Raw genomic sequence first — 25,349 nt, 5'->3', positions numbered from 1 at the left:
ATGGCTATTACCAAACAACAGATAGTTGATTTCTATGAGGGATTTTTTAATCAGCAGCAGTTAGAAAGAGCAAATCAATTAATCGCAGTTGATTATTGTCAACACAATCCTGGCGTTGAGCAGGGGAGAAACGGATTGGTGAAGGCCTTTTCTGCAAAATTCTCTTCGGATGAGTATTTTCGATTAGCTGTTGATCGCGTCGTTCTAGATGAAGAATACGCAGTAGTCTTTTCACGAAGCATTGATAGCAAAGAAGAAACAAAGGCTCATGTTGTTGATTTGTATCGGATAAAGGATGAACAATTTGTAGAGCATTGGGATTATTTTGATAGGAGGAAACTAGGATGAGCAAGAAATTAACTATTGGAATTCTTGGGTTCGGCTTTATGGGTCAGACCCATGCAGAAACCATCAAGAAACTTGATTATGCGCAGTTAGCAGCAGTTTGTGATGTGAATGAAGCGCAATTGAAATACGCTCCGCAAGGGGTCAGCACATACCTAATAGCCGAGGAGCTATTAGCAGATACTTCGATTGATACGGTTATTATCGCGGTTCCAAATCAACTTCATTTGGAAATGGTAACTAAAGCAGCCGAAGCAAAGAAGGATATTATCTGTGAGAAGCCTCTTGCTATGAACGCCGCTGAAGTAGAGCAGATGTTAGAAATCGTAGAAAAAGAACAGGTTCGTTTTACCGTCCATCATCAACGTCGTTGGGATCACGACTATCGTGTAGCCAAGGAAGTCTATGATCAAAAACTGATAGGAGAGATGTATACCATCAAAAGCTCTCTTTACGGCTTTAATGGAAATATGCATGATTGGCATATTTATCCGGAATTTGGCGGTGGAATGCTTTATGACTGGGGTGTTCATTTGATTGACCAGATTCTGTGGATGGTATCCTCACCATTAAAAACTGTTTATGCCAATGTGCGTAACGTCATTAACGAGCAGGTGGATGATTATTTTAACATCCAGCTGTATTTTGAAAATGGTGTAAACGCTCAGATTGAATTAGGAACGTATTTTTTAAATAGTTCAGAAAACTGGTTTGAGCGTCATTGGTTTATTGGTGGCAATCAAGGAAGTGCCAAAATAGACGGTTTCAATCCTAAAGGCGAAATCACCAGAACATCGGCCTTGTTGAGCAATGTGCCAGGGCAGATCACAATGACTCATGCCGGACCGACGCGCAGTTTTGGACCGGCTCCAGAAGGCAGAATTTTGAAGGAAGAATTACCTGAGGTTTCTGTCAACCATCAAATGTTTTTCGATAACTACTATCAATATGTTCAAGGAAAAGCGGAATTAGTGGTTCAGCCGGAGCAAATTTTCGACTTGATGAAGGTCTTAGATGCCATCCGTATTTCAGCGAGATATCACCAAAGTGTCAACTTGGATATTGATTATTCAAGTAACTAATAGAAAGAAATGGAGAGGAAGAACAGACATGAAAAAAGTAAGAATCGGAATTATCGGGTGCGGTGGGATTGCGAACAATAAACATTTTCCAGCACTAAAAAGTCAAAGTGATAAATGCGAGATTGTCGCATTTTGTGACACTAAGATAGATCGGGCAAAAAAAGCGGCGGAAGAGTTCGGCTCTGCTGATGCAAAATATTATGAAGATTACAATGAGCTGTTGAAAGACGGATCAATCGATATCGTACATGTTTGTACCCCAAATGTCAGTCACAGTCCTATTACTGTAGCAGCTTTTGAAGCTGGTAAGCACGTGCTTTGTGAAAAACCAATGGCTCATACACCAGAAGCCGCACAATTAATGATGGATGCCTGGAAAAAATCCGGCAAGAAATTTACCATCGGCTATCAAAATCGTTTTAGAAGTGAAGTTACAGCCCTTCACGAAGCCTGTGCAAATGGCGAACTAGGAGAAATCTATTTTGCCAAAGCCCATGCGATCAGACGAAAAGCAGTTCCTACTTGGGGTGTTTTCCCAGATAAGTCACAGCAGGGCGGTGGTCCATTAATTGATATCGGGACTCATGCGCTAGATATTACCTTGTGGATGATGGACAACTATGAGGTTGAATCGGTAACTGGTTCTGTCTTCAATAAATTAGGAAACCTTCCTGGCGCAGAGGCAGGGAACTTGTTTGGACCTTGGGATACTGAAAGCTTTGAAGTAGAAGATTCGGCTTTTGGGTTCATTAAGATGAAGGACGGTTCGACAATTTTCCTAGAAGCCTCTTGGGCATTAAATGTCTTGGAATCAAAGGAAGCGGCAACAACCTTATGCGGAACCAAAGCCGGTGCACAAATCGACGCGGGTATGAGTTATCCAGTTAATCAATTGACCTACAATCGTTCGAAAAATGGCTTGTTGACGGAAGAAAATATCAGTACTGCCGGCAACATCGCATTCTTTGAAGGCGGCGACTCTGATCCAGAAAAAATCGAAGCCAAACAATGGTTGGAGGCGGTCATCAATGATACTGAACCATTGGTAAAACCGGAACAAGCATTTAAAGTAACGCAGATTTTAGATGCCATCTATAAAGCTGCTGAAACAGGCAACGAAGTAAAACTATAAATCAAATGTCCTGCTGTAAGACCAATTTACGGCAGGACTTATAAAGGAGGCAAAAGAATGTTTGAAAAATATTTAGTGAATCCTGAAGGGTTTCGAAACGTGCGCGAGAATAATCAAATCACCGGGTACGAGGTTCAATTAAGAGTTCCTTATTACCGAGGGATTCCCATGAGTTGTGTGGAAGTTTTGGATCTAACAGTTGATGATGAAAAAGTCGCTAACGAAGATATGCTGATTACAGTAAAAGGTGAAACCTTTACATTTGAAGAATTGCCGACGGTCATCAATCATCGTTGGGAAATGATTGAGACGATCACTGTTTTTGTGAAAAAGCCCGGTGGTTTATCGGAGGGCGAGCACAAGGTACATGCCTTTGTAAGTTTGAGGATTTCTTACTTACCATTTAATAATACCGGCGATGATGAAAAAGTATTGGTGCTAGAAGCATAGAGGAGATGAAATGATGAGTACAATCAAACGCGGAGTATCACTTTACAGTTACCAAGATGAGTTTTATACCGGCAAAATGACCCTTGAGGATTGTATCCGGGAAGCCGCAAAAACAGGTGCTACAGGAATTGAATTTTTGCCAGAACAAATGCTGCCAACTTTCCCGAATATTTCCGATTATTTTGTTAAACAATGGCACGAATGGCTTGAAAAGTACGGAGTAGAGCCGGTCGCCTATGACGCTTTTTTAGATAATAAATTGTTTGCAAATCGGATGTTGACGACTTCGGAAAATGTTGACATGATGAAGAGAGACTTAAAAATTGCGAATCGTTTAGGCTGTAAAATACTAAGAACCTTAGTATCAACTCCTTTAGAAGTGGTAAAACAAAGTTTGCCTTATGCAGAGGAAGCCAATGTCAAGATTGCCTTAGAGGTTCACGCACCCTTTACCTTCGGGACTCCTTGGTTTGAAGAACGCTTGGATTACATTAAGGAAAGCGGAACGAAATGGTTCAGCATTATGCCGGACTTTGGCATCTTCACGAAACGGATCGGATCGATTTTCCAAGATGCTTATATTCGTAAAGGCGGGACACCAGAAATTATCAAATTAGTGAGCGATAACTATGAAAAAGGTATTAATCGCGATGAAACTTTTGAAAGCGTATCAAAAATGAAAAATGCGACAGAAGCTGACAAAGCCTTCGCAGAGTTCTGCCGACACTTTGTATATACAGACCCAGAAATTCTAGTGAACAATATGCCATATATTTCTCACATTCACGGAAAATTCTACGATATTACAGAGGACCTTCAAGAAACTAGCATTCCTTATCATGACGTAATTACTACATTGAAAAATGCCGGGTATAACGGCTATATCTGCAGCGAGTATGAAGGCAATCGTCACATTCAGGATTACATGGAAGTGGACAGTATCGAACAGGTCAAAAGACATCAAGCATTATTAAAGAATGTGATCGGATAGCAGGTGAGAAGATGATTAAACTGATCGCATCTGATATGGATGGCACACTGGTCAGCAACGATCACGCTATTTCTGAAGCTAATTCTAAAGCAATCAAAATGGCTCAGAATAAAGGGATCGAGTTCATCATCACTACAGGAAGGTCCTACGAGGATGCGCATTCGCAAGTAGCAGAGGCAGGAATTGAGTGCAACTACCTGGTGATGAACGGTAGCGAGTTGCGAAATGCTCAAGGAGAAATCGTTCAGAGCTTGTATCTTGATAATTTCGTCGTAAAACAGATTGTTGAAGAATTGATGAGTAATGGATTATTTGTCGAATTATACACAACAGGCGGCTCTTTTTCCTTAAGTGATGAAGAAACATGTAAAGATGCAGTAGCGACAAAAATCATTAATTTTCATCCTGAGATTTCCTATGAAGAAGCTTATGCAAGTGCAGAGGATCATTTCCTATACAAAGAGATAAAACGTATTGAATCAGTAGATGATTTAATTGAGAAAAACTACAAGGTTGGAAAAATCATCAGTTTTTCAACGAAGAGAGAACTCATTGCTGACCTGCGGATGAAGCTGGGAAAAAAATATCCAGTGAATGCTACCGGTTCTTTTGATATTAATCTGGAGATTACTAATCCACTAGCTGACAAGGGAAAAGCAATTATGCAGTATGCCACTAGTAAGGGAATCAATTTGGATGAAGTGATGACAATCGGAGATAGCTATAATGATTTGGGAATGCTGAGTGATTCGTTTGGCTATACAGTTGCAATGGGGAACGCGATTGAAGCAGTAAAGGCACAAGCGAAATATATGACAGACACGAATGACGCAAATGGTGTTGGGAAGGCAATCGCACGCTTTGTATAGGACAAACTAAATGAAAAGGAGACTTGATTATGAGTTTTATCGACAACCTTGGGAAATTACAGTTGGCAGCTGAAAAGGTTTCTGATAATCGCTATTTGAAAGCAGTAAGTAAAGGGATGGTTATGACAATCCCTGCAAGTATCACTGGCGCAATGTGCACACTAATCGCTAATTTACCCTTTGCTGGGTATCAAAGCTTCATTGAAGGTAATGGATTGAAGTCATTGTTGTTACTACCAGGAGTATTTACAAGCAATATCATGGGGTTAATCGTCGTTTATTTTATTGCTTACAATTTGGCGAAATCATACGATATTGAGGGCATGTTTCCAGGAGTATTAGGAATCATCTCATTCCTATTGTTGACTCCGCTTTCGACAATTGAGCAGCAGGTTCATGATACTGTTCGTCCCGTTGATTTTATTAGTTTCGATTATATTGGTTCCAAGGGAATGTTTGTTGGGATTATTGTTGGGCTGCTAGTAGCGAAAATTTATAGTTGGTTTATTAAAAATAATATCACTATTCATATGCCGGACAGTGTTCCTAGCTTTGTAGAAAAATCTTTTAGTTCTATTATTCCATTTTTTGTTATTACTTTTATTATGTCATTGATTTCATGGGGCTTTACCTTTACTAGTTTTGGTAGCGTTCACAATTTAGTTTATAGTGTTCTCCAGGTACCGATCCAACAAATCGGCGGTTCTGTTGGAGGAGTCATGCTGGCATATGCCTTGATCGGTTTATTCTGGTGGTTCGGTATCCACGGCAAGGCGATCATTTTCGGAGTGTATGCACCAATCCTTCAGACAATGACGATTGAGAATATGAATGCCGCAGCAGCGGGAACAACACCGCCTAATTTGGTTGATTTTGGTTTTACTTCTGTCTTTTTAGAAATTGGTGGGGGCGGCTGCGTCTTAGGACTCGCTATCTGCTTTATCTTTTTCGCTAAGAGCGATCAGTACAAGAATATTGGTCGAATTACAAGTGTACCGACCTTTTTTGGAATCAATGAGCCAATTACTTTTGGAACGCCGATTTGTTTGAATCCAACTTTCTTGATTCCAACAGTTGTGACACCTTTGGTTACAGGATTAATAGGTTATTTAGCGATTACAACTGGATTTGTTCCACGCATGATTGGCGCGCAGCTACCAACGGGAACACCTACTTTTGTTAACGCAATTATTGCAGGTGGTTGGCGTATGATGCTGGCGCAACTTCTGTGTGTCGTTGTAGCCACAGGTATTTATTTCCCATTCTTCAAAATGGCTGACAATCTTGAATATAAACGCGAACAAGAAACGCTTCAAGCCAAAGAAGAGCAAGTAGAAGATATCGATATCGAGAACCAAACTTCGATTGTAGAATAGTGTAAAGGAGAACGAATAATGAAGAAAATCAATATTCTGTTAGTTTGTAATGCTGGAATGAGTACAAGTCTTCTAATTGAAAAAATTGAAAAGGCCGGTGCTGAGCAAGCAATCGAAGCAACCGTGGATGCGCGACCTGTAGATGATCTGAAAAATCATCTAGCAGACAAAGATGTGGTTTTATTAGGTCCTCAAGTTCGCTTCAAGGAAAAACAGGTGAAAGAAATGGTTGAGGGGAAAATTCCTGTTTCCATTATTGATATGTCGGCTTATGGAACAATGAACGGTGTGAAAGTGCTGCAGCAGGCAATTTCATTAGTGGAAAATTAAGTAAAGCGGCGACTGGATCAGTCGTCGTTTTTAAAAACGTATTTTTTAGTAAGCTATCTTTCAAATAGATGTTTTACTGATTTTTAGAAATGGAGAAAAAAATGAAACAACAGAAATTAACAGCAAAAGTCGTTGGTGCTGTCATCTCAACAGGAATTTTATCCTTTTGCGGGGTTTTGGTGGAAACGGCGATGAATGTGACGTTTCCGACATTAAGTCGCGAATTCAACGTAAATACTGCGACGGTTCAATGGATGATTACCATCTATTTATTAGTTCTTGCTATCGTCATTCCCTTATCCGGATTTTTGAAACGCTCCTTCAAAAATAAAACATTATTTTTAATGGCCCTTTGCTTCTTTACGACCGGAATAATCATTGATGCGGTAGCACCATCATTCTCAGTACTACTGATCGGTCGTGTGGTGCAAGGAATTGGTACTGGAATCGGCTTGCCATTAATGTTCAACATTATTTTGGAACAAGTTCCTGCTTCAAAAATGGGGATGATGATGGGTGTAGGGACAATGATTCCGGCAATTGCACCAGCGATTGGCCCTACGTTTGGCGGCTTAGTCGTTACAGGACTAGGTTGGCGTTTTATTTTTATCCTGATCATTCCCGTTATGATTCTCACTCTTATTGTAGGAATAATGACAATCGAACAAAAAAGCGAAGTCAGACGATCTTCTTTTGATTTTTTCAGTTTGATCGCGATTGCAGTCTTCTTTATCGGTTCAATTCTCGGTTTTAGCAATATGGGAAATTACAGCTTCTTAACTATTCAAGTTATCGGAGCCTTCATTATGAGTATTTGCGGCTTAACTGGTTTGATTATACGCTCGAGAAAAATTGCGAATCCGATTTTGGATTTTAGTTTATTTAATAATCTGTCTTATTCTATGCATGTCATCTGTTTTTTCATTATGCAATTAGTATTGATGGGCTTAGTCTTTATTTTGCCTAATTATATACAAGTGGTAAATGGAAGTAGTGCACAGGTTTCCGGCTTTGTTGTTTTTCCAGGAGCGATCCTAGGATCATTATTCACCCCTTTAGGCGGACGCCTTTTAGACAGATTCGGGCCAAAAAAACCAATTTTATTTGGATGTATCATTATTACTTTGTCATTGATACTCTTTACAGTTCTTTGTGACTCGCTGAGTAATTTGGCAATCGGCGGACTTTATTTTCTTTTTACGATCGGAATTGGCTTTTCATTTGGCAATCTGATGACAAATGGGCTGAGACAGTTAAGTGATGATTATCAAGCAAATGGCAATGCCATCATTATGACGTTCCAACAATTTGCCGGAGCCGCAGGAACTTCAATTGTTGCTGCGATTATCTCAAAAAGTCAATCTCAATTTTCTGATGATATTGCCCGAGCAGTAATAAATGGATCGAAATCTGGGTTCATTTTCTTGTTAGCTTTATTTTCAGTCGAAATGGTCTTGATCACACGGTTGTTTTTGTTCAACCGGAAGACAGAAGCTGATTACAAAATCAGTAACGAAATTGATTCATAAAAAAGATATAGGAGGATGTCCCATGCCGAATAAAATAATTGGTATTGATATTGGTGGAACAGCAATAAAATTAGCTTTATTGGATATGGCAGGAGTTCTAATTGAAAAATGGTCGATTTCCACGAATATTTGTGATAACGGTAGTCATATTCCTTATGAAATAGTGAATAGTATAAAAGGTAAGTTCAGCCAAGCAGGAGAATCACTTGAAAATCTCATGGGGATTGGTATAGGTGTTCCTGGCCCAGTAGATGATGTTCATGTAAAACGCGCGGTAAATTTAGGCTGGAGCAATTTTCCGCTAAAAAGCATCATTGAACAAGCGTTACATGTACCTGTCGTTTTACTGAATGATGCGAATGCGGCCGCACTAGGAGAATTTTGGAAAGGCACAGATGTGCCATTGAAGGATATCGTGTTTATCACGATTGGAACAGGGGTTGGTGGCGGGATTATAGTTAATGGGCAAATCATCAATGGTCATCACTCTTCTGGAGGTGAAATCGGGCATATTCCAGTTGTTTCCACTGAAAAAAGAGTTTGCGGGTGCGGAAATGTCAACTGTCTCGAGTGCTATGGGTCAGCCAATGGTATGGTAAAAACCTTCAATCAATTAGCAAATAGAACAATTGTTAGCAACGCAAAGGAAATTTTTGAATTACTTGAAACAGGAGATCAATTTGCTCAAGAAACACTGAAAATAACAATCAATTATTTAGCTAAAGCTATTTCAGGTATCGTAAATACGTTGGACCCAGAAGAAATAGTAATTGGAGGCGGTGTTTCTGAAGCAGATCAGCTCTTTATTGTTCCTTTAAGAGAAGCCCTTGAGAAATCTGTTTTTCCTCAGATCAGAGAGTCCATTCAGATTAGAAAGGCGAGTCTAGGAAATGATGCAGGGATATATGGTGCAGCTTATCAAGTAATTGAAGTATTAAAAATGATGACAGTTTGACAGCTCTTACCGATATTGTCTAAATGAAACAATGGATGGAGGAAAAACAAAATGAACAACCAGGAGCAATTGGAAACGGTAATGAACTTAATTATTCATAGCGGGAATGCCAAAAGTGATGCAATGGAAGCGATCCAAGCAGCAAAAGCAGGGAATATGAGTCAAGCAGAGTCAAAGATTCACGATGCCGAGCAAGCCATCGTTGAAGCGCATCATTCTCAAACAGACATGTTAACGAAAGAAGCTCAAGGAGAAAAAACAGAGATTACATTATTGACTGTACATAGTCAGGATCATTTAATGACCTCTATTGCTTTTTGCGATTTGGCTAAAGAGGTTATTGGACTGTATGATTATTTGCAAAGAAGCTAAAAATGAGTAATTTAGTAAACGATTTTTGAAGCTAAGGGAATAGTTTAAAAAACAGGGAACTGAGTCAGAAGTCTTTAAACTTTTGACTCAGTTCCCTTTTCATGAATAAACGGCGACTCTCATAAATAGCTAAGAGTTTCTTCTAAAGGAGTAATGATACAGATTGATATAGGCACTTGTTATCTCTTTTAACTGGACGTGGAGTAAGTCACTTCCAATTATAGTTATTGTTCTAAAAAGCAATTTTGTCCTATTTAGTATTACTTATTTGTTTTGTCTTCAAATAGCAGTTATAGATTGTCTCAATAGTGTTTATTTTATAGGAGAAATCTGTTATTTTGAATATAGAAGACAATGCTTTTTTATTTGTTCAGAATGGTTTTTTAGTATTTTTTTAATACTTGGGAAATAAATTTGATGAGCAGCCATGAAGAATCAATTAAAAAGAATAATCGACTTTTAAAACTTAATATCCTTCAATCAACAACTAGGAAAAAGGTGAAATTCCTTTACAGTCCCTTTCTACTGTAATGCGCAATGCAAAGTCAGACACTAGTGTGGATTGATTCGAACAAGCAATATCAGGGTCGTTTGTTTCATTTGTTTTTTTGGACACCCATGCTTTCCGGGTGTCTTTTTATTTAATAAAATCAAGGGGGATATGGAAATGAAGAAAAGAAATTTATTTTTTGCACTTTTTGTAAGTTTAATGCTGTTTAGCGGATGTACAACGAAACAAGGAGAGTCTACAGACAGCAGTGTGGCGGAAGAAAAAGTGTCAAGCAGCGAAAGATCAGAAGCAAAAGCAAGTATCACTTTATTAGATGGTGACAAAGAATTATCTAAAAAGGACGTTTCATTCAAGGAGGGTCAAAGCTTATTTGACGTCTTAAAAGAGAATTACTCAGTAGAAGATGATGATGGGATGATTACTTCACTTGACGGACATTCACAGGATGCTAAAAATAATAAGTATTGGGTTTTTACAATTAATGATGAACAAGTAAATTCAGGAGCAAAGGACGTTACGCTGAAAAAAGACGATCGAGTGGTGTTCAAGCTTGAACAATTCTAGTCGAACTGTTTACTCCGTATTTTCACTAGGGGTAAAGGAATTAAGCCTGCTATCTATGCTTGTCGCATTGTGTGTCGTCAGTCGTACTTTTTTTCAATTCATTGTCAATGTACAGCCGGTCACGGCGATATTATTAATTATCACTATTTATTGGGGAACCTATCAAGGATTATTAGTCAGCTTGCTTTCTATTCTCATTACAAATTTTTATATGGGGATGGGGGTATGGACAATTGCTCAAGTAGTGACCTACTTTTTAATTATTTTATTGACAGGTTTACTAAAAAAAGTTCCTCAATTTAAAAAGAGCATTTTATTACAAGCAGTTTATGCAGGAATCACAGGAATACTGTTTGGTTTTTTCATATCGGCAGTTCAAGCGCCATTTTTAGGCATTTCAGCGTTTTTACCTTATTATTTAGCTGGAATTCCGGTTGATACAATGCATGCTGTTGGAAATGTTGTTTTCTATGTACTATTAACACCTATTTTGAAAAAATTATTAACACAAACGATTCAAAAATGGCATAGAGTGAATAACAAATGAATGAGATAACTACAAAAGGATAAATCTATGATGATTCATCAGCATAGATTTATCCTTTTTGCACTTTAGAGACTTGCAAGATCCTTACTGTATAATCGTGAGCTAAATGATGTCTTTATCTATAGGGAGTGAGCTACAATGTAAGTGTATCAAATAAATTATACAGGAGGGATTTTTGATGAAGGTTATTGTTTTAGGATCTTCACACGGCGGCTATGAAGCAGTCGAAGAGTTACTGTTGACTCATCCCAAAGCGGAAGTGCAATGGTACGAAAAAGGTGACTTTATCTCATTTATGGGCTGAGGCACGCAAATGTATCTCGAAGGAGTCGTGAAAGACGTAAATTCAATTCGTTACATGACAGCCGAAGAGATGGAACAACGCGGGGTTCGCGTTTTTACCAATACTGAAATTACCAAAGTAATACCTGACAAGCATGAAGTTGAAGTGTTGGATCACGTTAGCGGTCAAACACGTAAGGAAACCTATGATAAATTGATTTTAAGCCCGGGGGCAAATCCATTTATTTTGCCGGTTCCTGGTCATGAGTTGCAGAATATAGAAACCATGCGCGGTCGTCAAGATACGATTGATTTGAAGCTTCATTCTGTTGATCCCGATATTCAAAATGTCGTGGTTGTCGGTGGCGGATATATCGGAATAGAAGCGGCAGAAGCCTTTGTGAAGGCTGGAAAAAATGTAACGCTGGTGGATATTATCACTCGACCATTAGGACTCTATCTTGATCAAGAATTTACCGATATTTTAGAAAAAGAAATGACGAATAATGGTATGAATTTAGCAATGGAAGAAAAGGTCGTTGAATTTGTCGGTAAGGATGGAAAAGTCAGCAAAGTTGTGACCGATAAGGGTGAATACCCAGCTGAGTTAGTTGTAATGTCTGCTGGTGTTAGACCGAATACCGCTTGGTTACAAGGGGCTGTGGATATGCATTCAAATGGCATGATCAAAACCGATGAGTACATGCGAACAAGCGCTGAGGATGTTTTTGCGGTAGGAGATGCGACTTTGATTCAATACAACCCAGGTCAAACAACAGTCAATATTGCTCTTGCAACCAATGCACGTCGTCAAGGTCGCTATGCAGTGAAAAACTTAGAGGAAGCAAACTATCCATTCCCTGGTGTGCAGGGCTCATCGGCCTTGCGTGTATTTGATTACAAGTTCGCATCGACTGGATTGAATGATCAAATGGCGGATCGCCTGAAGATCGAGACGAAATCTGTCTTACTAGATCAAGACACCCTGATGGACTTTGTGCCCGCAAATATGAAAGAACGGATGCTGTTTAAATTGGTTTATGATCCAAATACTCATGCGATTCTAGGTGCACAAATTATGTCTAAAAAAGACTTAACTGCAAACATCAATGCGATTTCGATCGCAATACAAACAAAATTTACGATCGAGCAGTTAGCTTATGCGGATTTCTTCTTCCAACCAGAGTTTGATACGCCTTGGAACTTACTTAATATGGCGGGCTTAAAAGCTCTTCATCAGGAAAATGAATCGTAATGTACAGGTATTTTTTTAAATAGATGTCCTATAAAATAGGTCACTGAAAAGATGGATAATCATTTTTCAGTGGCTTTTTTTCTGCACAAGAGAGAATTTCTTCAACTGTTTATAACTATTACTCGATAACCAAGCAAGAAAATTTATTTGCAGATGGATCAAAACAAAAAACAAATGAGAGTTTGAAAAGCAGATTATCATATTTTGCTTTTAAGAAGAAATAAATGATTCAACCTTCGAGTGCGAATTACTTGTGTTTTTTAAACAGATGATTTTTTGGTTGAATAAATCAAACAAACAATGAGGATTACTAGGGTTTTATAGATGAATCCTATTAATAATTATTCTATTTTAGAGTTATTATATGTGGTTTTTTTGAATATTACAAAGTCATATTTTTAAGCACTTTTAAAAATTATATTAACAACAAATGATATGTCCTGTATCGTAATAGGTGTAGATAACAGTGGATAGAAAATATTTTTCAGAAAGGTGTTTATAATATGATTAAATTATTTAGCTCATCTAGTTGTGCTTCTTGTAGAAAAGCAAAGACTTGGTTGAAGAATCAAGGATTGGAGTTTGAAGAGAGGAATATCTTGACTGAACCATTAACGAGAGATGAAATCAAAGAAATTTTATCTCTAACAGAAACGGGTACAGAAGATATTATTTCGACACGTTCAAAAGTTTATTCAAAATTAGATATTGATTTTGATACTATCACCTTTAATGAGTTGGTAGCAATCGTTGAGGAACATCCTAGTTTATTAAGACGTCCAATTATCACGGATGGCTTGAGGCTGCAAATCGGCTTCAATGAAGATGAAATTCATCAGTTTATTCCACGCGAAGTTCGAAGAGTCGCATCGAGAAGAATGACTGAGGCCTTAATTCAGATGGATTTAGAAAACAAACGTTACGCATAGACAACTGTTTTTCATAAATGAGTCAACTTAACTGGCACCTGCGACTGTAATTGTTGTGGGTGTTATCATTTCATTCTTATCTTATTTGAACTTGAGATTTCTGAATTCAGTGTAGTTTTAACTAAATGAGAATAATAAGAAGCTGATTATAAAGTGATAAAATAATTTTTCCAATGTAGGGGAGGGTAGAGATGACTACAAATTTTGAAGAAAAGGCGATTAATCGTATGTTGAAAGCTGGAATTAGTTTACAGCACATCCAATTGCAAAAGAGAAATTTCTTTCAAGATACGGAAATAGAAAATTATTACGACAAAGTAGAAAATAGTGAGAACTTAAGCAAAAATATTCCCGTACAAAAAATTGTCGCGATAAAATCAAATTGGACCATCGAAGGAACATCCGTTTATGATTTTTTTATGGGAATAGCGACTGAGGGTAGAGAAAGTGAGAAGATTGAGGAGAACTTACAATCTTTAGAAGAACATGGGCTCGAATCCCAACAAGCTTTTTATTCTGGACAAGTTAATCTTGAGGGCACTGATCGTATAAAATTTAACCATTATCAGGAAGACGATTGTTATATTCTCCAAAATGATGGGATTCATCGAGTAGTCTCTGCTAAGATGTTTAACGCTCCGATTATGTCAGGGATTGTTACCACCTATAAGTTGAATGAAGAAAAGAAAAAATTGTATGACGAGTATAATTCTTTAAAAGATATCCTGCGACTTACAGATATTAAAGGATTTACCCTCGATTTATTTCAAGAAAAAAAGAATCCTAAAAAGAAAAATGAATGAAGAAGCCGATCTTACCATTAGAACAATGGCGAGATCGGCTTTTTTACATATAACCCTCGGCTTCTTTTCTTGTCAGCCAGAAATGAATGCCGCCAGTGGAATCAGCCCAGCGATTGGGGTTGAAATTTTCAGCAACTACGTACTCTCCAACTCGATAAACAAAATTTCCATCCACATATGAGACAGCTTCATCATAATCTTCGTTCGTATACATATCCTTAATTGTCAGCACCTTAGCCTTATCGCAGCGGCAGCAGGTATTTGTTGCAGAGGTCCTGCGGGCATCAGCGGGGATCAGTAATTGAACGATCCGAAAATCAAAGCACTTTTTGTAGCCGATGAATGGTCCTTCTGCGGGACAATAAAGGTCAAAAAATTTTGTCCGTTTATCATGAATGATACCAGTCAAATCTGCGTGCTCCAACATTGCAAAGTAGAGATTCGCACCAGAAATATCCGCTTCGCATAAACGGCTGTTTTGAAAATCGGTTCCTTGTAAAGACGCATCTTTCAGAATGGCTTCTGAAAAATCACAATCAATGCATAAACAGTTGCTCAAATTTGCGCCGGAGAGATCTGCGTTTGAAAAATCTACTTGTTCAAAGGTCATGTCATGAAAATTGGCCTGTTGCAGCTTACGAAATGAGTAATCATGATTTTTCAGCGTAGCATTCATGAAAATCCCGTCCTTTCTAAGCAATCTTTTCTACCACTATTTTAGCATCTCCTCAGATTGGAGACTATCGATTCAAACCGATTCTTTTATAAATTGATCCAATATACTTGGATTTCTTTTCCATCATCGTGAATAAATTTTCTCTCCAAAACACCGCCATTTTTTCGAATGGTTTTGGCTGAAGGGGTATTCTCTTTGTAGCAGGCGATCATCACTTTTTCAAGTCCTAATATTTTGCAATATTTTAACCCTAGGCGCAAAATTTCTGTAGCATAGCCTTTTCCACGTTCGGTAGGCCGTACACCAAAGCCGATATGTCCGCCAAATTCGCGTAGAAATTCATTTAGTTCATGACGAATATCGATCGTTCCTATGATTTTTTGATCATTTTCTCGTATGGCAATCAAGGTAGTCGAAACAACCCAATCGGAGGTAACCGTAGCTTTGTCGGATTGCTTAGCTAAATGAGTTAACCAGGCACTATAACTTTCCATTTCTGTTAGCAATGACGAACCATGTAGTGAATCTTCGCCAATTGAAAAATGTTCTTCTACATATTCTTGAATAGCTGTTTCATGCTCTTTTTGTGGTTGGATCAACTTAATTTTTTCCATGAACTTCACCTCTTTAGCTTTGTTGCTTGTGGGTAGTGTAGCATGATTCGACTTTTCAAAGTAGTCAATTTCATAATGAAAAGAGTTTTACCTTCAATTGAAGTTAAATGGTAGTAAAAAAAGAGGGAACAATCACTTCGAACAATTTCCCTCAAAAAGCAGTAAAAAAAATCTTAAACACTAACCAAAAAGATCGAATCCATGCGGATTCGATCTTTTTTAATCAATATTGAAGCCTACGACATTGTACCAATGACGATCATCATAATCTATATGATAGCGATCATAGGAAAATCCGGATAACGCATAGCCTAGCATCATTAATATAATACCGGCACCTATCAGATAAGTAGCAAGCTTTGGAATTAAGTGCTTAGATTTCATACTTGGACCACCTTTCTTTGGAAAATGTTGCGGCGAATGATCCGCATTAAGCTGCGATGCATGTTCATGAACACTGCACTAAATTTGTAGGTCAACCACATGCACAATAGACCAAAGCCAAATAGGAACATTCCTGCACCAAGCTGAGTAACACCCATAAAGAATGAATCGAAAAGAACAAATGGACTAGTGAAAGCCGCAGCGACACCACCAATGATCGTTCCGCCTGCTAAACAAGCTCCTGTAAAGGGAATACACCAGATAACGATATCGATACTTAAAAGTATAAGAAATGCTGCGAGTGCCAAACTGCCCCATAATGGAAATCCCAGGACTAACAAAGTGATCCATAGCCAATTAAATTTGCGAGGAACGCGAACTTCTGTTGGAATACCGGCCGCTTCGTAAGCTAGTTGCTTAGGATCGCCCAATTTTTTGACAGCGGCTCGTTCAGAGTACCCATCCTCCATTAAATCCAAAATCATTTCATCGTAATATTCAATCAAGCGATGGACTTCGCTAGGTCTGACTTCATAAGCTAAATGATTGCTCAATTCCTTTATAAATTCCACTCGATTCATTCTTCAACACTCCTTTTAATATAATTGTGAACGGCCTCTACGTCGTTCCATTCCTGTAAAAATTTCTGAATACTAGCAAAACCTAGATCTGTTAAGTGGTAATACTTTCTCAAACGTCCATTATGGACTTTTGAATAAGTCGATACTTTTTTATTCGTTTCCAGCCTTTTCAAGATCGGGTAAAGCGTCGATTCGGTAATCTCAAGCTGTGGATGGATCTCCTTAACGATTTGATAGCCGTAGGAATCAATCTCCACTAATGAGGCCAAAACACAATACTCAATCAAACCTTTTTTCAATTGACTATCCATCAACAACACCTCTCTATACGTTATACTATACATTACATAGTATAGAGGGACTATAGGACTTTAGGCGTATTTTGTAAAAATTAATACAAAAAATTGAAATGCTAGGTTAAATGAAAGACTCATGGGAATAGAGGGTTTAGCGTTCAGCCACCATCAAAATCAAATGAACCGAAGCGATGATTCCGGCTAAGTTAATTATTACTAGTGACCAAAAGCCAGTCAGCTGATTATTCGGGTGCCTCCTAAAAATGAAATGTATAAAAAGGTGGCAAATGACGAAAATATCAACAACATACAGAATAGTTATATTATTTAATAGAAGAAAAAAGAGTACGAGTGCATACAGCAGAATGTGGGGCAAGGTAAAGACCAAATAGGCAGTATTTTCAGGAAGATCTTTTAAAAAGATAAACATTTCCCATTCTTTATGACGAATGGCATCCATTTCATGGGTTAGCAACAAACCTAGTTCAAGTGCAAAAAAACCATTTATTAAGTTTGTCATGATTTTACCTCGTTTTCATTTCTTATACTTTGTCTTTATCACTATAGCATAAAGGTGACCGGGAAAAAGAAAGAAAATAAATCCAAGTTATAGCTCTTCCAAGTATTTAAGGTAAAATAAATGAAACGAAAGAGCATTTAGCTTCACTTATTACCGAGGCTGTTAGAAAGGGATGTTCAAATGACACATTTATTTTTAGTTGAAGATGATCAGGCAATCGCCAAAAATTTAATGATTCTGCTGCAGATGGAAGGATTTATTGTGACTCATGCTGTAAATAAAAGAGAAGCATTCACTTTGTTGAGTAAAAATAAGTTTGACGTAGCCTTAGTGGATATTTCATTACCAGATGGCAATGGGTTTACTGTTTGTACAGAAATCAAATCGGAGCAAGCAATACCTGTCATATTTTTAACGGCTTCAGACGATGAAGCTAGTGTGGTGACTGGATTGGATATGGGGGCAGACGATTACGTTATCAAACCGTTTCGTCCGAGGGAATTATTAGCACGCATAAGAAATGCGCTGAGAAAAAGCGGGCATGGGCAAACGACTTTTGAGGTTTCAGGACTTTATGTAGATATCGCAGGTGGAGTGGTACGCAAGAACGGCAAAGAAGTTTTTCTGTCGGCTTTAGAATACCGTCTTTTGCTGGTATTTGTGAACAATCCTAAAAACATTCTCACTCGAGAACGCTTGTTGGATGAACTATGGGATGCGGCAGGAGAATTTGTAAATGATAATACTCTGACCGTTTATATCAAACGTTTACGAGAAAAAATAGAGGAAGATCCGACACATCCAGAGATGATTTTAACAGTTCGAGGCATAGGTTACCGATTAGGAGGCAGTAATGTTTAGAAATCCAGAATTTCGTAGGCCTTCTTGGCTTTTTTCAGCAGTCACGGTCATTTTGACAGTTGTTGGCTTCAGCTTGAGCCAGACATCAGGTATATTAGTCTTCTTTTCTGCAATAATTTTTGCTGGAATTTTCTATTTTTCTACAAAGGTTCGTTATCAGAAAATTGCACAACTAGCTGATCAAGTTGACTTGGTTTTACATAATGATGAGCATCTGATTATTGAGGAGCTGGAGGAAGGCGAGTTGTCGATCTTGCAAAGTGAGATCGCTAAAATGACTTTACGTATTCGTGAACAAAATGTAGCTTTGAAAAAGGAAAAAGAGAATCTGGCGGATTCATTAGCGGATATTGCTCATCAGCTGCGAACTCCCTTGACTTCAGTCAATCTGCTTCTTTCACTAGCAAAAGCAACACCAGATGAAAAGGAGTGTAAGAAAAATTTACGAGAAATAGAGGAGATGCTTCAGCAGATGGACAGCCTAATTACGGCCCTATTGAAATTATCACGTCTAGATGCTGGAGTCGTAGATTTTCAAAATGCTTTGATCAACGTTGAAGAACTGATAGCTACTTCCCTACGACCATTCTCGATATCTTTGGAGTTACATGATATTCAGGTAGAAACAACTATTTCTCCAAGTACAACGATCCAAGGCGATAGAATTTGGCTTTCAGAAGCTCTGCAAAATATTCTAAGAAATTGTATCGAGAGCATTGGTAAAAAAGGGAAAATCGAGGTTCAAGGAGAGGACAATCCTTTGTTCACGGAAATAACTATTCATGATAGTGGGAAGGGATTTGAAGAGACAGAGCTTCCTCGGTTGTTTGAACGGTTTTATCGGGGGATAAATAGTAGTACGACGGGTTTTGGGATTGGAATGTCATTGAGTCAATCAATCATTCACCGTCAAGGGGGAACAATTGTAGCCAGAAATCATCCAAATGGGGGCGCATTATTTGTTATTCGTTTTCCAAAGTGACGAATCTCTCACTTGGAAGTCACCGAGCTGAAAGGTAAAGCTTCTATTATAGAGGTGAACCATTAGGAAGGGGGCTCATATAATGGAGCTGTTGAAAATCGAGCATCTTAGTAAGGTTTATGGAAAAGGAGAGAATAAGGTCGTTGCTCTAAATGATGTGTCGTTGACGATTGAAAAAGGCGAATTTACGGCGATTATTGGGGCGTCTGGCTCAGGAAAATCAACTCTTCTGCATATGATCGGCGGTGTGGATGTGCCTACGAGTGGAAAAGTGTATTTAGATGGGCAGGATGTGTATGCTCAAAATAATGAGAAGTTGGCAATTTTTCGCCGGCGTCAGGTCGGGCTGATTTATCAATTTCACAATTTGATTCCGACATTGAATGTAGTGGAAAACATCACACTGCCGGTTTTGATGGATAAGCGCAAGGTTAACCAGGAGCGGTTGAGTGAGTTGTTAGAGCTTTTAGGACTGAACCAGCGAAAAAATCATTTACCAAATCAATTGTCCGGTGGTCAACAGCAGCGGGTCTCAGTTGGGCGAGCCTTAATGAATGCTCCAGCAGTTTTGCTGGCGGATGAGCCAACGGGTAGTTTAGATAGTAAAAATGGACATGAAATCATCAAACTGTTGAAAATGAGCAATCGCAAATATGGACAAACGTTGATTGTCGTGACCCATGATGAGGATATTGCTTTGCAGGCGGATCGGATCATTGGTATTTCTGATGGGCGTGTGACTCGTGATGAGAGGATGATTCAATCATGAACATCTTCCATAAAGTAACAATGCAAAATATGTTGAAAAATCGTACACGAACACTAGTTACAATTATTGGCGTCATTTTGTCGACTGCGATGATTATGGCGGTTGCAACCTTTGCTATTTCGTTGCAAAATTTTATGGTGAAAGGCTCTGAACAAAAATATGGGGATTGGCATGTTGCAGTTTTGGATGCCCCTTCTGGTTTTGCTGAAAAACAAAGCAAGAATAAGGATGTATCAGAAACGACTAAATTTTCCAATATTGGTTACGGAAGGTTATCTGGTGGGAAGAATCCTAATAAACCTTATCTTTTTGTTGCTGGCTTCAACCAAAAGACCTTTGAAACATTACCGGTCAAGCTGCTTTCTGGGAGATTGCCGAAAAATAGTCATGAGGTCGTCATTCCTGCACACATTGCTGCAAATGGCGGAGTAAAGTATACGATTGGCGAGACGCTTTCATTATCGCTGGGTGAACGAATGCAGGGAAGGAAGCAGCTTAATCAACATGACGGTTATGATCACACACAGAATAATCAAGAAAGTTTAACTGAGGAAAAGAAAAAAAGCTATACGATTGTTGGGATTTGTGAGCGCCCAGGTTTTGAAGAGCAAAGCTCTCCGGGCTACACCTTGATAACATGTGCTGATAACACTGAAAAAATAAATACCTTCAGTGTCTTTGTTACACTAAAAAATCCAAGAAAGGCGAGAAGCTATGCCAATGACATAGCAAAAAATCGATCATATAGCTTAAATGACGATGTCTTACGTTTTCTGGGAGCATCTGATGATAAGGTATTTAATCTGTTATTGTATTCAATAGGGACGATTTTGGTTGCCTTGATCATGTTGGGATCGATCTTCTTAATTTACAATTCCTTTACGATTTCATTGAATGAACGAATGCAACAATTTGGAATTCTTTCATCTGTGGGAGCGACACCGAAACAGTTGAAAAATTCTGTTTTGTTTGAAGGCTTATGTATCGGGGTGTTGGGTATTCCGTTAGGGATCTTGTTGGGGATTGGAAGTATCAAACTCATCATTGCAATTGTGGCAAAAAACTTCAGCAATCTTCTTTATGGAAATACTCCGTTAGTTTTAGTGTTTTCTCTACCGGTGATGTTTGCTGCCATAATGATTAGTTTAATCACGATTTTGATCTCAGCTTCAATTCCAGCGAAAAAAGCGGCTAATACACCAGTGATGGAAAGTATTCGTCAATCGAATGAGATTAAAATTGTCTCAAAGGATGTGCGAATCACGCAATTTTCTAAGCGAATTTATGGCTTGGAAGGGACATTGGCTTTAAAAAATTTTAAACGGAATAAGAAGCGTTATCGGACAATCATTTTTTCGCTGGCTTTAAGCGTGGTTTTGTTCGTCTCGGCACGTGCATTTGGCAGCTATTTGCAGGATATAGCAAAACAATCGGTGGTTGATACGGATTATGACATCGTTTTTTCTAGCTCAGAAATGGGTGAGGATGAGTTATTCCGACTTTACGAGAGGTTTCAAAAGGTTGAGGGCATTACCAGTAGCTCTTACCAAGCAATTATCCAGTATGCCACCCAAGTGAGAATAAATGATTTTTCTTCTCACTATCAGAAGCTGTTAAGTCCGAAATCCACTAAGAAACAACTATTTATGGATATCCAATTTATTGAGGATAAAGAATACTTGAAATTTATCAAAAGTCTGAATTTGCCGGTCGAGGAATATACGGGCGAAAACGGTAAACTGATCGCAGTGGCAAAACAGCGAGTTAAGAAGGTAGATGGGAAAAAAGAGCTGATTGATTTGTTTGCTAAGGATGATTTGACATTGACTGCTGCACCAGAAATTTCTGGAAAACCTGCTTGGGATCAGCAGCGAAATATTAAGGTAACTTTTGCAGATACTTATCCAATGGACACCTTGCCTAGACAATCATCCGAAACGAAATCTTACGTTTTTATGCTGGTTGCACCCTATCAAATGAAAAGTCGATTTTCTACAAAGGGGATTACTCAAGACCTCGGTTTAACTTTTCTGTCTAAAAAATCTACACGGTCAACCACTGAAATGAAAGAAATCATTGAACTGGAGGGAATTACCACTCAATATGATCTTTATAACGTCAATGAAATCTTTGAACAGAACCGTAATACTATTTTTGTAGTGAATATTTTTAGCTATGTTTTTATAGCAATGATTTCATTAATCGCAATCGCAAATGTTTTTAATACCATTTCGACAAATATTAAACTGCGAAGAAGAGAACTAGCGATGCTACGCTCAGTAGGAATGACAGATCGAGAATTTAATAAAATGATGATTTTTGAGTGTATCTTTTATGGCTCACGTTCATTGCTACTAGGAATTCCAATAGCGAGCATTCTTTCATGGCTAATCTATCAAGGCATGACGAAAGGCGGGGCGGAAATTGCTTTTTATTTTCCCTGGGGAAGCCTGTGGATCAGTATCTTGGGTGTATTTCTGATCGTTGTAATTACGATGTTTTACGCTATCGAGAAAATAAAAAAAGAAAATATAATCGAAGCATTACGAGATGACCTAACCTAAGAGCATCAGAATTTGATACACTTATAAAAAAGGAGTGTGCCTAGATGACAATAAGTAATTCTTTTGAAACATTTGCCAAAGAAGCAACAGAATATCAAAAAGCTTTTAATGAAATGATCCATTCATGGGGCGAAATCAGTGTATTAGATGATAAAACACAGCATTTATCGTATCTCGCAGTTTTAGCAGCGACAGGGAAAACTAGTGGATTGCCGTTTCATGTCATGCTTGCCAAAAAAGCAGGAGCATCACGAGAAGAAATAATCAGTGCAATTATGGTTGGCTTACCAGTAGTAGGAAATGAAGTGATCAATGCTTTGCCCGCAGCACTGGAAGCATTTGACAAAAATTAGAAAAACTGGGATGGCAAATGCCTTCCCAGTTTTTTATCGAGGATCAATTTCCTTTAATGCTTTTTCTGGAACCTGATCACGGCGCACTTCTTCATAGGTTTCAACATGAGCGCCTTTATTGGTCAATTTCAAGTAGCGGTTTATTTTTAACTCGGAGATTCCATTAAATTGAATCGTTCGTGTTTTTCCGTTTTTGTCCGCTGCGAGTTGTTCATAGCTGGCTGTTCCATAATCATTGACAGAGTGAGGTTTAGTTGTTTTCACATAAAGCTCACTTTTAGGAACTAAAGGATTTAACTGGTCAAGGGTACCAGCAACTTCGCTGGAAGAATTCTTTGAGTAAAGCATCGCTCCAAATAAAAGAATGAAGATTCCTATAATAATTCCGAGTAATTTTTTTATCATAAATTGATTGATCGTCCTTTCAAACTTGATACATTTAGCTTATCAAGTTTTTCAGATGCAAAAATCAGACGAGGGACCTATCTGGAACTAACAAAATTGTCACAACAGTCGAACATTGAAGAAGTTCGATTGAGTGAGTATACTTAAGTAAAGAAGAAATGTCGGTAAAAGTTCAAGTGCTGTTGCGATGGAATACACAATTAATTAGGAGGATAAGATGAAGCTTTTTCTAGACACAGCGAATATTGAAGAGATTGAACGGATCAATCAGCTCGGCTTGGTAGACGGTGTCACAACGAATCCCACGATCATTGCAAAAGAAGGCAAAGATTTCGAAACGGTTATCAAAGAAATTTGCAAAATTGTCAGCGGACCAGTCAGCGCAGAAGTTACCTCATTGGATAGCGAAGGAATGATTAACGAAGCACGTGAAATCCATCAATGGGCAGAAAACATTGTTGTAAAAATTCCAATGACAGAAGCTGGACTAAAGGCTGTTCACACGATTTCGCAAGAAGGGATTAAAACCAACGTTACCCTGATCTTCTCAGCGGCTCAAGGATTGATGGCTGCCAAAGCAGGAGCTACCTATGTTAGTCCTTTCATCGGTCGATTAGATGATATTGCTTCTGATGGCATTCAGCTAGTGAGTGATTTAAGAGAAATGTTTGATAATTATGGTTTTGATACGGAGATCATCGCAGCCAGCGTTCGAAATCTTGGACATGTTGAAGCGGCTGCATTAGCAGGCTCAGACATTGCAACGATTCCTGGAAATCTGTTTACAAAGTTATGGAGCCATCCATTAACGACGAATGGGATTGCACAGTTTGAAGCTGATTGGCAAGCGTATCAAGAAAAACAAAAATAAAAAATCAGTGAGGGGAAGAATGTTAAAATTCCCGCTCACTGATTTTTTATTATTTTTTACGATTGCGGCGAATCATGATAAACGCGATGATTACCAAGATGATGACACCGGCTACAGTAAGCCAGGTTCTTCTTTCTTCACCAGTTTTTGGTAAGAAACCGCCCTTATCGTCTTTTTTGTCGTTATCGTTTTTTGCTGGGGCGTTGTTTTCAGCACTTTGCGTTGTTGAAGGGGTCGTTGAATCTTCTGTCGTTGAAGTTCCAGTTGTGCTAGAGCTGGTTCCGCCATTGAGAACCTCAGCGTTTTCCGAATATCGACTAATCCAAGCGATAATGCCGGGGAAGAAGCTGCCTTCGGTACCGATCATCTTTTCTTGGATCGGTGAAATGTACTTCAAGACATTGATTAATTCTTGATTGCTCATTTGACGAATCGGCATGAAAGAACTGTTGTTAGGATAAAGAGCCGCCAAATAGGCCTGTAGACTGTCAATTTGATCAATCATTTCAAGAGCATTCGTGTAATTACTCGGATTGTAATTCAGAATATTTTCGATTTTATCCCAAGACAAGCTTTTATCTTTGTATAAGGCTTGCAGGATACGTGCATATCCGCTGACATCTAAACCAAAAGCATCGGTACCAACTCGTTCACAAAGTGTCATGGCATTCAATAGCTGCTGATCGGTGTAGCTGTCCACTTCACTAGGCGAAAGGGTACTTTTCATTGATTCGTCTTTCAAGATCTCACGAATCTTGTTGGTGTCGTACTCACTGCCAATTGGGTCGTTGCTCTTTTTTACACCCGTTTCCTTTTCGATTTGGTCAATCGTATTATCTTTCGCTTGCTGAATATCTTTCATCTCACTGTTTTCAGTGGCATTGGCCGAAGTTGACTCTGTTACAGACTTAGAGTCGACCGTTGCACTATTTTCAGCGGGAGTTGTTTGTTCGGTTGCTGCTACAGGGGGATTGTCCGCTGCAGTAGAACTTTCAGTTTCGGCATTTGCACTAATGGGGAAGAGAATGAATAACGATAAAGCAAAAAAAAGTTTTTTCAAAGTAATCACTCCTAATATTTTGTCTATATTTCGTAATATTATTGTAACATAAGAAATATATCTGTAAAGAAAAAGTTGAGAACTTTGGCAA

The 25,349-nt window shown here is 38.5% G+C and carries 30 protein-coding genes; 22 read left to right on the top strand and 8 right to left on the bottom strand.

Features of this window, described 5'->3' with window-relative positions:
- The 16 genes from IGI52_RS21915 to IGI52_RS21840 all read left to right on the top strand — a co-directional run bounded on the left by IGI52_RS21915 (position 1) and on the right by IGI52_RS21840 (position 14,322).
- A complete protein-coding gene (locus tag IGI52_RS21915) occupies positions 1 to 348 on the top strand; it encodes a nuclear transport factor 2 family protein (protein ID WP_016178132.1) in 348 nt (115 codons plus the stop codon).
- Positions 345 to 1,427, top strand: a complete 1,083-nt coding sequence (locus tag IGI52_RS21910; RefSeq protein ID WP_016178133.1) for a Gfo/Idh/MocA family protein — start codon at positions 345 to 347, stop codon at positions 1,425 to 1,427. Before IGI52_RS21915 ends, IGI52_RS21910 begins: the two co-directional genes overlap by 4 nt.
- Before the next feature lie 28 nt (positions 1,428 to 1,455).
- A complete protein-coding gene (locus IGI52_RS21905; protein ID WP_016178134.1) occupies positions 1,456 to 2,559 on the top strand; it encodes a Gfo/Idh/MocA family protein in 1,104 nt (367 codons plus the stop codon).
- A 57-nt stretch (positions 2,560 to 2,616) separates the two neighbouring features.
- On the top strand, positions 2,617 to 3,009 hold the full coding sequence (locus tag IGI52_RS21900; protein WP_016178135.1) for a C-glycoside deglycosidase beta subunit domain-containing protein: 393 nt from the start codon (positions 2,617 to 2,619) through the stop codon (positions 3,007 to 3,009).
- Positions 3,010 to 3,022: 13 nt separating this feature from the next.
- Positions 3,023 to 4,000: a sugar phosphate isomerase/epimerase family protein gene (locus tag IGI52_RS21895; protein ID WP_242693625.1), complete on the top strand. Its 978-nt coding sequence runs from the start codon at positions 3,023 to 3,025 to the stop codon at positions 3,998 to 4,000.
- Positions 4,001 to 4,011: 11 nt separating this feature from the next.
- Positions 4,012 to 4,869: a Cof-type HAD-IIB family hydrolase gene (locus IGI52_RS21890; RefSeq protein WP_438782442.1), complete on the top strand. Its 858-nt coding sequence runs from the start codon at positions 4,012 to 4,014 to the stop codon at positions 4,867 to 4,869.
- A gap of 29 nt (positions 4,870 to 4,898) precedes the next feature.
- Positions 4,899 to 6,245: a PTS sugar transporter subunit IIC gene (locus IGI52_RS21885; RefSeq protein ID WP_176674237.1), complete on the top strand. Its 1,347-nt coding sequence runs from the start codon at positions 4,899 to 4,901 to the stop codon at positions 6,243 to 6,245.
- A gap of 18 nt (positions 6,246 to 6,263) precedes the next feature.
- Entirely contained in the window at positions 6,264 to 6,575 is a 312-nt protein-coding gene (locus IGI52_RS21880) for a PTS sugar transporter subunit IIB (RefSeq protein ID WP_016178139.1), read from the top strand.
- Positions 6,576 to 6,676: 101 nt separating this feature from the next.
- Positions 6,677 to 8,104, top strand: coding sequence for a DHA2 family efflux MFS transporter permease subunit (locus IGI52_RS21875; RefSeq protein WP_311855051.1), 1,428 nt, complete (start codon positions 6,677 to 6,679; stop codon positions 8,102 to 8,104).
- A gap of 22 nt (positions 8,105 to 8,126) precedes the next feature.
- A complete protein-coding gene (locus IGI52_RS21870; RefSeq protein ID WP_311855053.1) occupies positions 8,127 to 9,059 on the top strand; it encodes an ROK family protein in 933 nt (310 codons plus the stop codon).
- Positions 9,060 to 9,110: 51 nt separating this feature from the next.
- Positions 9,111 to 9,431 (top strand): PTS lactose/cellobiose transporter subunit IIA, encoded by a 321-nt coding sequence (locus IGI52_RS21865; RefSeq protein ID WP_016178142.1) that lies wholly within the window; start codon positions 9,111 to 9,113, stop codon positions 9,429 to 9,431.
- Positions 9,432 to 10,098: 667 nt separating this feature from the next.
- Positions 10,099 to 10,506 (top strand): DUF4430 domain-containing protein, encoded by a 408-nt coding sequence (locus tag IGI52_RS21860; protein ID WP_176674244.1) that lies wholly within the window; start codon positions 10,099 to 10,101, stop codon positions 10,504 to 10,506.
- On the top strand, positions 10,493 to 11,053 hold the full coding sequence (locus tag IGI52_RS21855; RefSeq protein ID WP_016178144.1) for an ECF transporter S component: 561 nt from the start codon (positions 10,493 to 10,495) through the stop codon (positions 11,051 to 11,053). The genes IGI52_RS21860 and IGI52_RS21855 overlap by 14 nt, the downstream gene beginning before the upstream one ends.
- A 178-nt stretch (positions 11,054 to 11,231) precedes the next feature.
- Complete coding sequence (locus IGI52_RS21850) at positions 11,232 to 12,590, top strand: FAD-dependent oxidoreductase (RefSeq protein WP_311855055.1); 1,359 nt, start codon at positions 11,232 to 11,234, stop codon at positions 12,588 to 12,590.
- Between the two features lie 503 nt (positions 12,591 to 13,093).
- Complete coding sequence (spx, locus tag IGI52_RS21845; protein ID WP_048722083.1) at positions 13,094 to 13,519, top strand: transcriptional regulator Spx; 426 nt, start codon at positions 13,094 to 13,096, stop codon at positions 13,517 to 13,519.
- Positions 13,520 to 13,710: 191 nt separating this feature from the next.
- Positions 13,711 to 14,322, top strand: a complete 612-nt coding sequence (locus IGI52_RS21840) for a hypothetical protein (protein ID WP_438782441.1) — start codon at positions 13,711 to 13,713, stop codon at positions 14,320 to 14,322.
- A gap of 43 nt (positions 14,323 to 14,365) precedes the next feature.
- On the opposite strand, the gene IGI52_RS21835 is transcribed toward IGI52_RS21840, so the two are convergent.
- The 6 genes from IGI52_RS21835 to IGI52_RS21810 form a co-directional block, all read right to left on the bottom strand.
- Positions 14,366 to 14,998 (bottom strand): pentapeptide repeat-containing protein, encoded by a 633-nt coding sequence (locus IGI52_RS21835; protein ID WP_311855060.1) that lies wholly within the window; start codon positions 14,996 to 14,998, stop codon positions 14,366 to 14,368.
- Positions 14,999 to 15,084: 86 nt separating this feature from the next.
- Complete coding sequence (locus tag IGI52_RS21830; protein WP_049219127.1) at positions 15,085 to 15,612, bottom strand: GNAT family N-acetyltransferase; 528 nt, start codon at positions 15,610 to 15,612, stop codon at positions 15,085 to 15,087.
- A 219-nt stretch (positions 15,613 to 15,831) separates the two neighbouring features.
- Positions 15,832 to 15,996: a hypothetical protein gene (locus IGI52_RS21825; RefSeq protein ID WP_016178153.1), complete on the bottom strand. Its 165-nt coding sequence runs from the start codon at positions 15,994 to 15,996 to the stop codon at positions 15,832 to 15,834.
- Entirely contained in the window at positions 15,993 to 16,577 is a 585-nt protein-coding gene (locus tag IGI52_RS21820; RefSeq protein WP_048722093.1) for a DUF1700 domain-containing protein, read from the bottom strand. Before IGI52_RS21820 ends, IGI52_RS21825 begins: the two co-directional genes overlap by 4 nt.
- Positions 16,574 to 16,888, bottom strand: a complete 315-nt coding sequence (locus tag IGI52_RS21815) for a PadR family transcriptional regulator (RefSeq protein WP_016178155.1) — start codon at positions 16,886 to 16,888, stop codon at positions 16,574 to 16,576. Before IGI52_RS21815 ends, IGI52_RS21820 begins: the two co-directional genes overlap by 4 nt.
- A 136-nt stretch (positions 16,889 to 17,024) precedes the next feature.
- Positions 17,025 to 17,393, bottom strand: coding sequence for a DUF6713 family protein (locus tag IGI52_RS21810; protein WP_311855065.1), 369 nt, complete (start codon positions 17,391 to 17,393; stop codon positions 17,025 to 17,027).
- Between the two features lie 180 nt (positions 17,394 to 17,573).
- On the opposite strand from IGI52_RS21810, the gene IGI52_RS21805 reads away from it, so the two are divergent.
- The 5 genes from IGI52_RS21805 (at position 17,574) to IGI52_RS21785 (ending at position 22,922) form a co-directional block, all read left to right on the top strand.
- Positions 17,574 to 18,254 (top strand): response regulator transcription factor, encoded by a 681-nt coding sequence (locus tag IGI52_RS21805; RefSeq protein WP_311855066.1) that lies wholly within the window; start codon positions 17,574 to 17,576, stop codon positions 18,252 to 18,254.
- Positions 18,247 to 19,236 carry a sensor histidine kinase gene (locus tag IGI52_RS21800; protein WP_311855067.1) on the top strand — a complete coding sequence of 330 codons (990 nt, stop codon included), beginning with the start codon at positions 18,247 to 18,249 and terminating at the stop codon, positions 19,234 to 19,236. Before IGI52_RS21805 ends, IGI52_RS21800 begins: the two co-directional genes overlap by 8 nt.
- A gap of 82 nt (positions 19,237 to 19,318) precedes the next feature.
- A complete protein-coding gene (locus IGI52_RS21795; protein WP_048722104.1) occupies positions 19,319 to 20,005 on the top strand; it encodes an ABC transporter ATP-binding protein in 687 nt (228 codons plus the stop codon).
- Complete coding sequence (locus IGI52_RS21790) at positions 20,002 to 22,569, top strand: FtsX-like permease family protein (protein WP_311855068.1); 2,568 nt, start codon at positions 20,002 to 20,004, stop codon at positions 22,567 to 22,569. The genes IGI52_RS21795 and IGI52_RS21790 overlap by 4 nt, the downstream gene beginning before the upstream one ends.
- A gap of 44 nt (positions 22,570 to 22,613) precedes the next feature.
- Positions 22,614 to 22,922, top strand: a complete 309-nt coding sequence (locus tag IGI52_RS21785; RefSeq protein ID WP_311855069.1) for a carboxymuconolactone decarboxylase family protein — start codon at positions 22,614 to 22,616, stop codon at positions 22,920 to 22,922.
- A 33-nt stretch (positions 22,923 to 22,955) separates the two neighbouring features.
- Here IGI52_RS21785 and IGI52_RS21780 read toward each other — a convergent pair whose 3' ends face one another.
- A complete protein-coding gene (locus IGI52_RS21780; protein ID WP_016178162.1) occupies positions 22,956 to 23,327 on the bottom strand; it encodes a YxeA family protein in 372 nt (123 codons plus the stop codon).
- Between the two features lie 217 nt (positions 23,328 to 23,544).
- Between IGI52_RS21780 and fsa the strand changes: the two genes are divergently transcribed.
- Complete coding sequence (gene fsa / locus IGI52_RS21775; RefSeq protein WP_311855071.1) at positions 23,545 to 24,198, top strand: fructose-6-phosphate aldolase; 654 nt, start codon at positions 23,545 to 23,547, stop codon at positions 24,196 to 24,198.
- Between the two features lie 49 nt (positions 24,199 to 24,247).
- Here the strand turns inward: fsa and IGI52_RS21770 are convergent, their stop codons facing one another.
- The gene (locus IGI52_RS21770) at positions 24,248 to 25,267 is read right to left on the bottom strand and encodes an LPXTG cell wall anchor domain-containing protein (protein ID WP_438782440.1); all 1,020 of its coding nucleotides are present in this window, start codon (positions 25,265 to 25,267) and stop codon (positions 24,248 to 24,250) included.
- Positions 25,268 to 25,349: the final 82 nt, after the last annotated feature.

It is taken from the genome of Enterococcus sp. DIV0187 (assembly GCF_051713785.1).
GTDB lineage: Bacteria > Bacillota > Bacilli > Lactobacillales > Enterococcaceae > Enterococcus_A > Enterococcus_A avium.
This window is presented reverse-complemented; position numbering and strand designations above follow the sequence as displayed.

Coding starts and splice junctions, on each gene's coding strand:
- IGI52_RS21780 (WP_016178162.1), bottom strand. CDS start 23,327: ATGATAAAAAAATTACTCGGAATTATTATAGGAATCTTCATTCTTTTA.
- IGI52_RS21895 (WP_242693625.1), top strand. CDS start 3,023: ATGAGTACAATCAAACGCGGAGTATCACTTTACAGTTACCAAGATGAG.
- fsa (WP_311855071.1), top strand. CDS start 23,545: ATGAAGCTTTTTCTAGACACAGCGAATATTGAAGAGATTGAACGGATC.
- IGI52_RS21870 (WP_311855053.1), top strand. CDS start 8,127: ATGCCGAATAAAATAATTGGTATTGATATTGGTGGAACAGCAATAAAA.
- IGI52_RS21840 (WP_438782441.1), top strand. CDS start 13,711: ATGACTACAAATTTTGAAGAAAAGGCGATTAATCGTATGTTGAAAGCT.
- IGI52_RS21875 (WP_311855051.1), top strand. CDS start 6,677: ATGAAACAACAGAAATTAACAGCAAAAGTCGTTGGTGCTGTCATCTCA.
- IGI52_RS21905 (WP_016178134.1), top strand. CDS start 1,456: ATGAAAAAAGTAAGAATCGGAATTATCGGGTGCGGTGGGATTGCGAAC.
- IGI52_RS21795 (WP_048722104.1), top strand. CDS start 19,319: ATGGAGCTGTTGAAAATCGAGCATCTTAGTAAGGTTTATGGAAAAGGA.
- IGI52_RS21825 (WP_016178153.1), bottom strand. CDS start 15,996: ATGAAATCTAAGCACTTAATTCCAAAGCTTGCTACTTATCTGATAGGT.
- IGI52_RS21815 (WP_016178155.1), bottom strand. CDS start 16,888: ATGGATAGTCAATTGAAAAAAGGTTTGATTGAGTATTGTGTTTTGGCC.
- IGI52_RS21910 (WP_016178133.1), top strand. CDS start 345: ATGAGCAAGAAATTAACTATTGGAATTCTTGGGTTCGGCTTTATGGGT.
- IGI52_RS21860 (WP_176674244.1), top strand. CDS start 10,099: ATGAAGAAAAGAAATTTATTTTTTGCACTTTTTGTAAGTTTAATGCTG.
- IGI52_RS21900 (WP_016178135.1), top strand. CDS start 2,617: ATGTTTGAAAAATATTTAGTGAATCCTGAAGGGTTTCGAAACGTGCGC.
- IGI52_RS21880 (WP_016178139.1), top strand. CDS start 6,264: ATGAAGAAAATCAATATTCTGTTAGTTTGTAATGCTGGAATGAGTACA.
- IGI52_RS21915 (WP_016178132.1), top strand. CDS start 1: ATGGCTATTACCAAACAACAGATAGTTGATTTCTATGAGGGATTTTTT.
- IGI52_RS21810 (WP_311855065.1), bottom strand. CDS start 17,393: ATGACAAACTTAATAAATGGTTTTTTTGCACTTGAACTAGGTTTGTTG.
- spx (WP_048722083.1), top strand. CDS start 13,094: ATGATTAAATTATTTAGCTCATCTAGTTGTGCTTCTTGTAGAAAAGCA.
- IGI52_RS21865 (WP_016178142.1), top strand. CDS start 9,111: ATGAACAACCAGGAGCAATTGGAAACGGTAATGAACTTAATTATTCAT.
- IGI52_RS21785 (WP_311855069.1), top strand. CDS start 22,614: ATGACAATAAGTAATTCTTTTGAAACATTTGCCAAAGAAGCAACAGAA.
- IGI52_RS21890 (WP_438782442.1), top strand. CDS start 4,012: ATGATTAAACTGATCGCATCTGATATGGATGGCACACTGGTCAGCAAC.
- IGI52_RS21885 (WP_176674237.1), top strand. CDS start 4,899: ATGAGTTTTATCGACAACCTTGGGAAATTACAGTTGGCAGCTGAAAAG.
- IGI52_RS21805 (WP_311855066.1), top strand. CDS start 17,574: ATGACACATTTATTTTTAGTTGAAGATGATCAGGCAATCGCCAAAAAT.
- IGI52_RS21790 (WP_311855068.1), top strand. CDS start 20,002: ATGAACATCTTCCATAAAGTAACAATGCAAAATATGTTGAAAAATCGT.
- IGI52_RS21800 (WP_311855067.1), top strand. CDS start 18,247: ATGTTTAGAAATCCAGAATTTCGTAGGCCTTCTTGGCTTTTTTCAGCA.
- IGI52_RS21830 (WP_049219127.1), bottom strand. CDS start 15,612: ATGGAAAAAATTAAGTTGATCCAACCACAAAAAGAGCATGAAACAGCT.
- IGI52_RS21820 (WP_048722093.1), bottom strand. CDS start 16,577: ATGAATCGAGTGGAATTTATAAAGGAATTGAGCAATCATTTAGCTTAT.
- IGI52_RS21835 (WP_311855060.1), bottom strand. CDS start 14,998: ATGAATGCTACGCTGAAAAATCATGATTACTCATTTCGTAAGCTGCAA.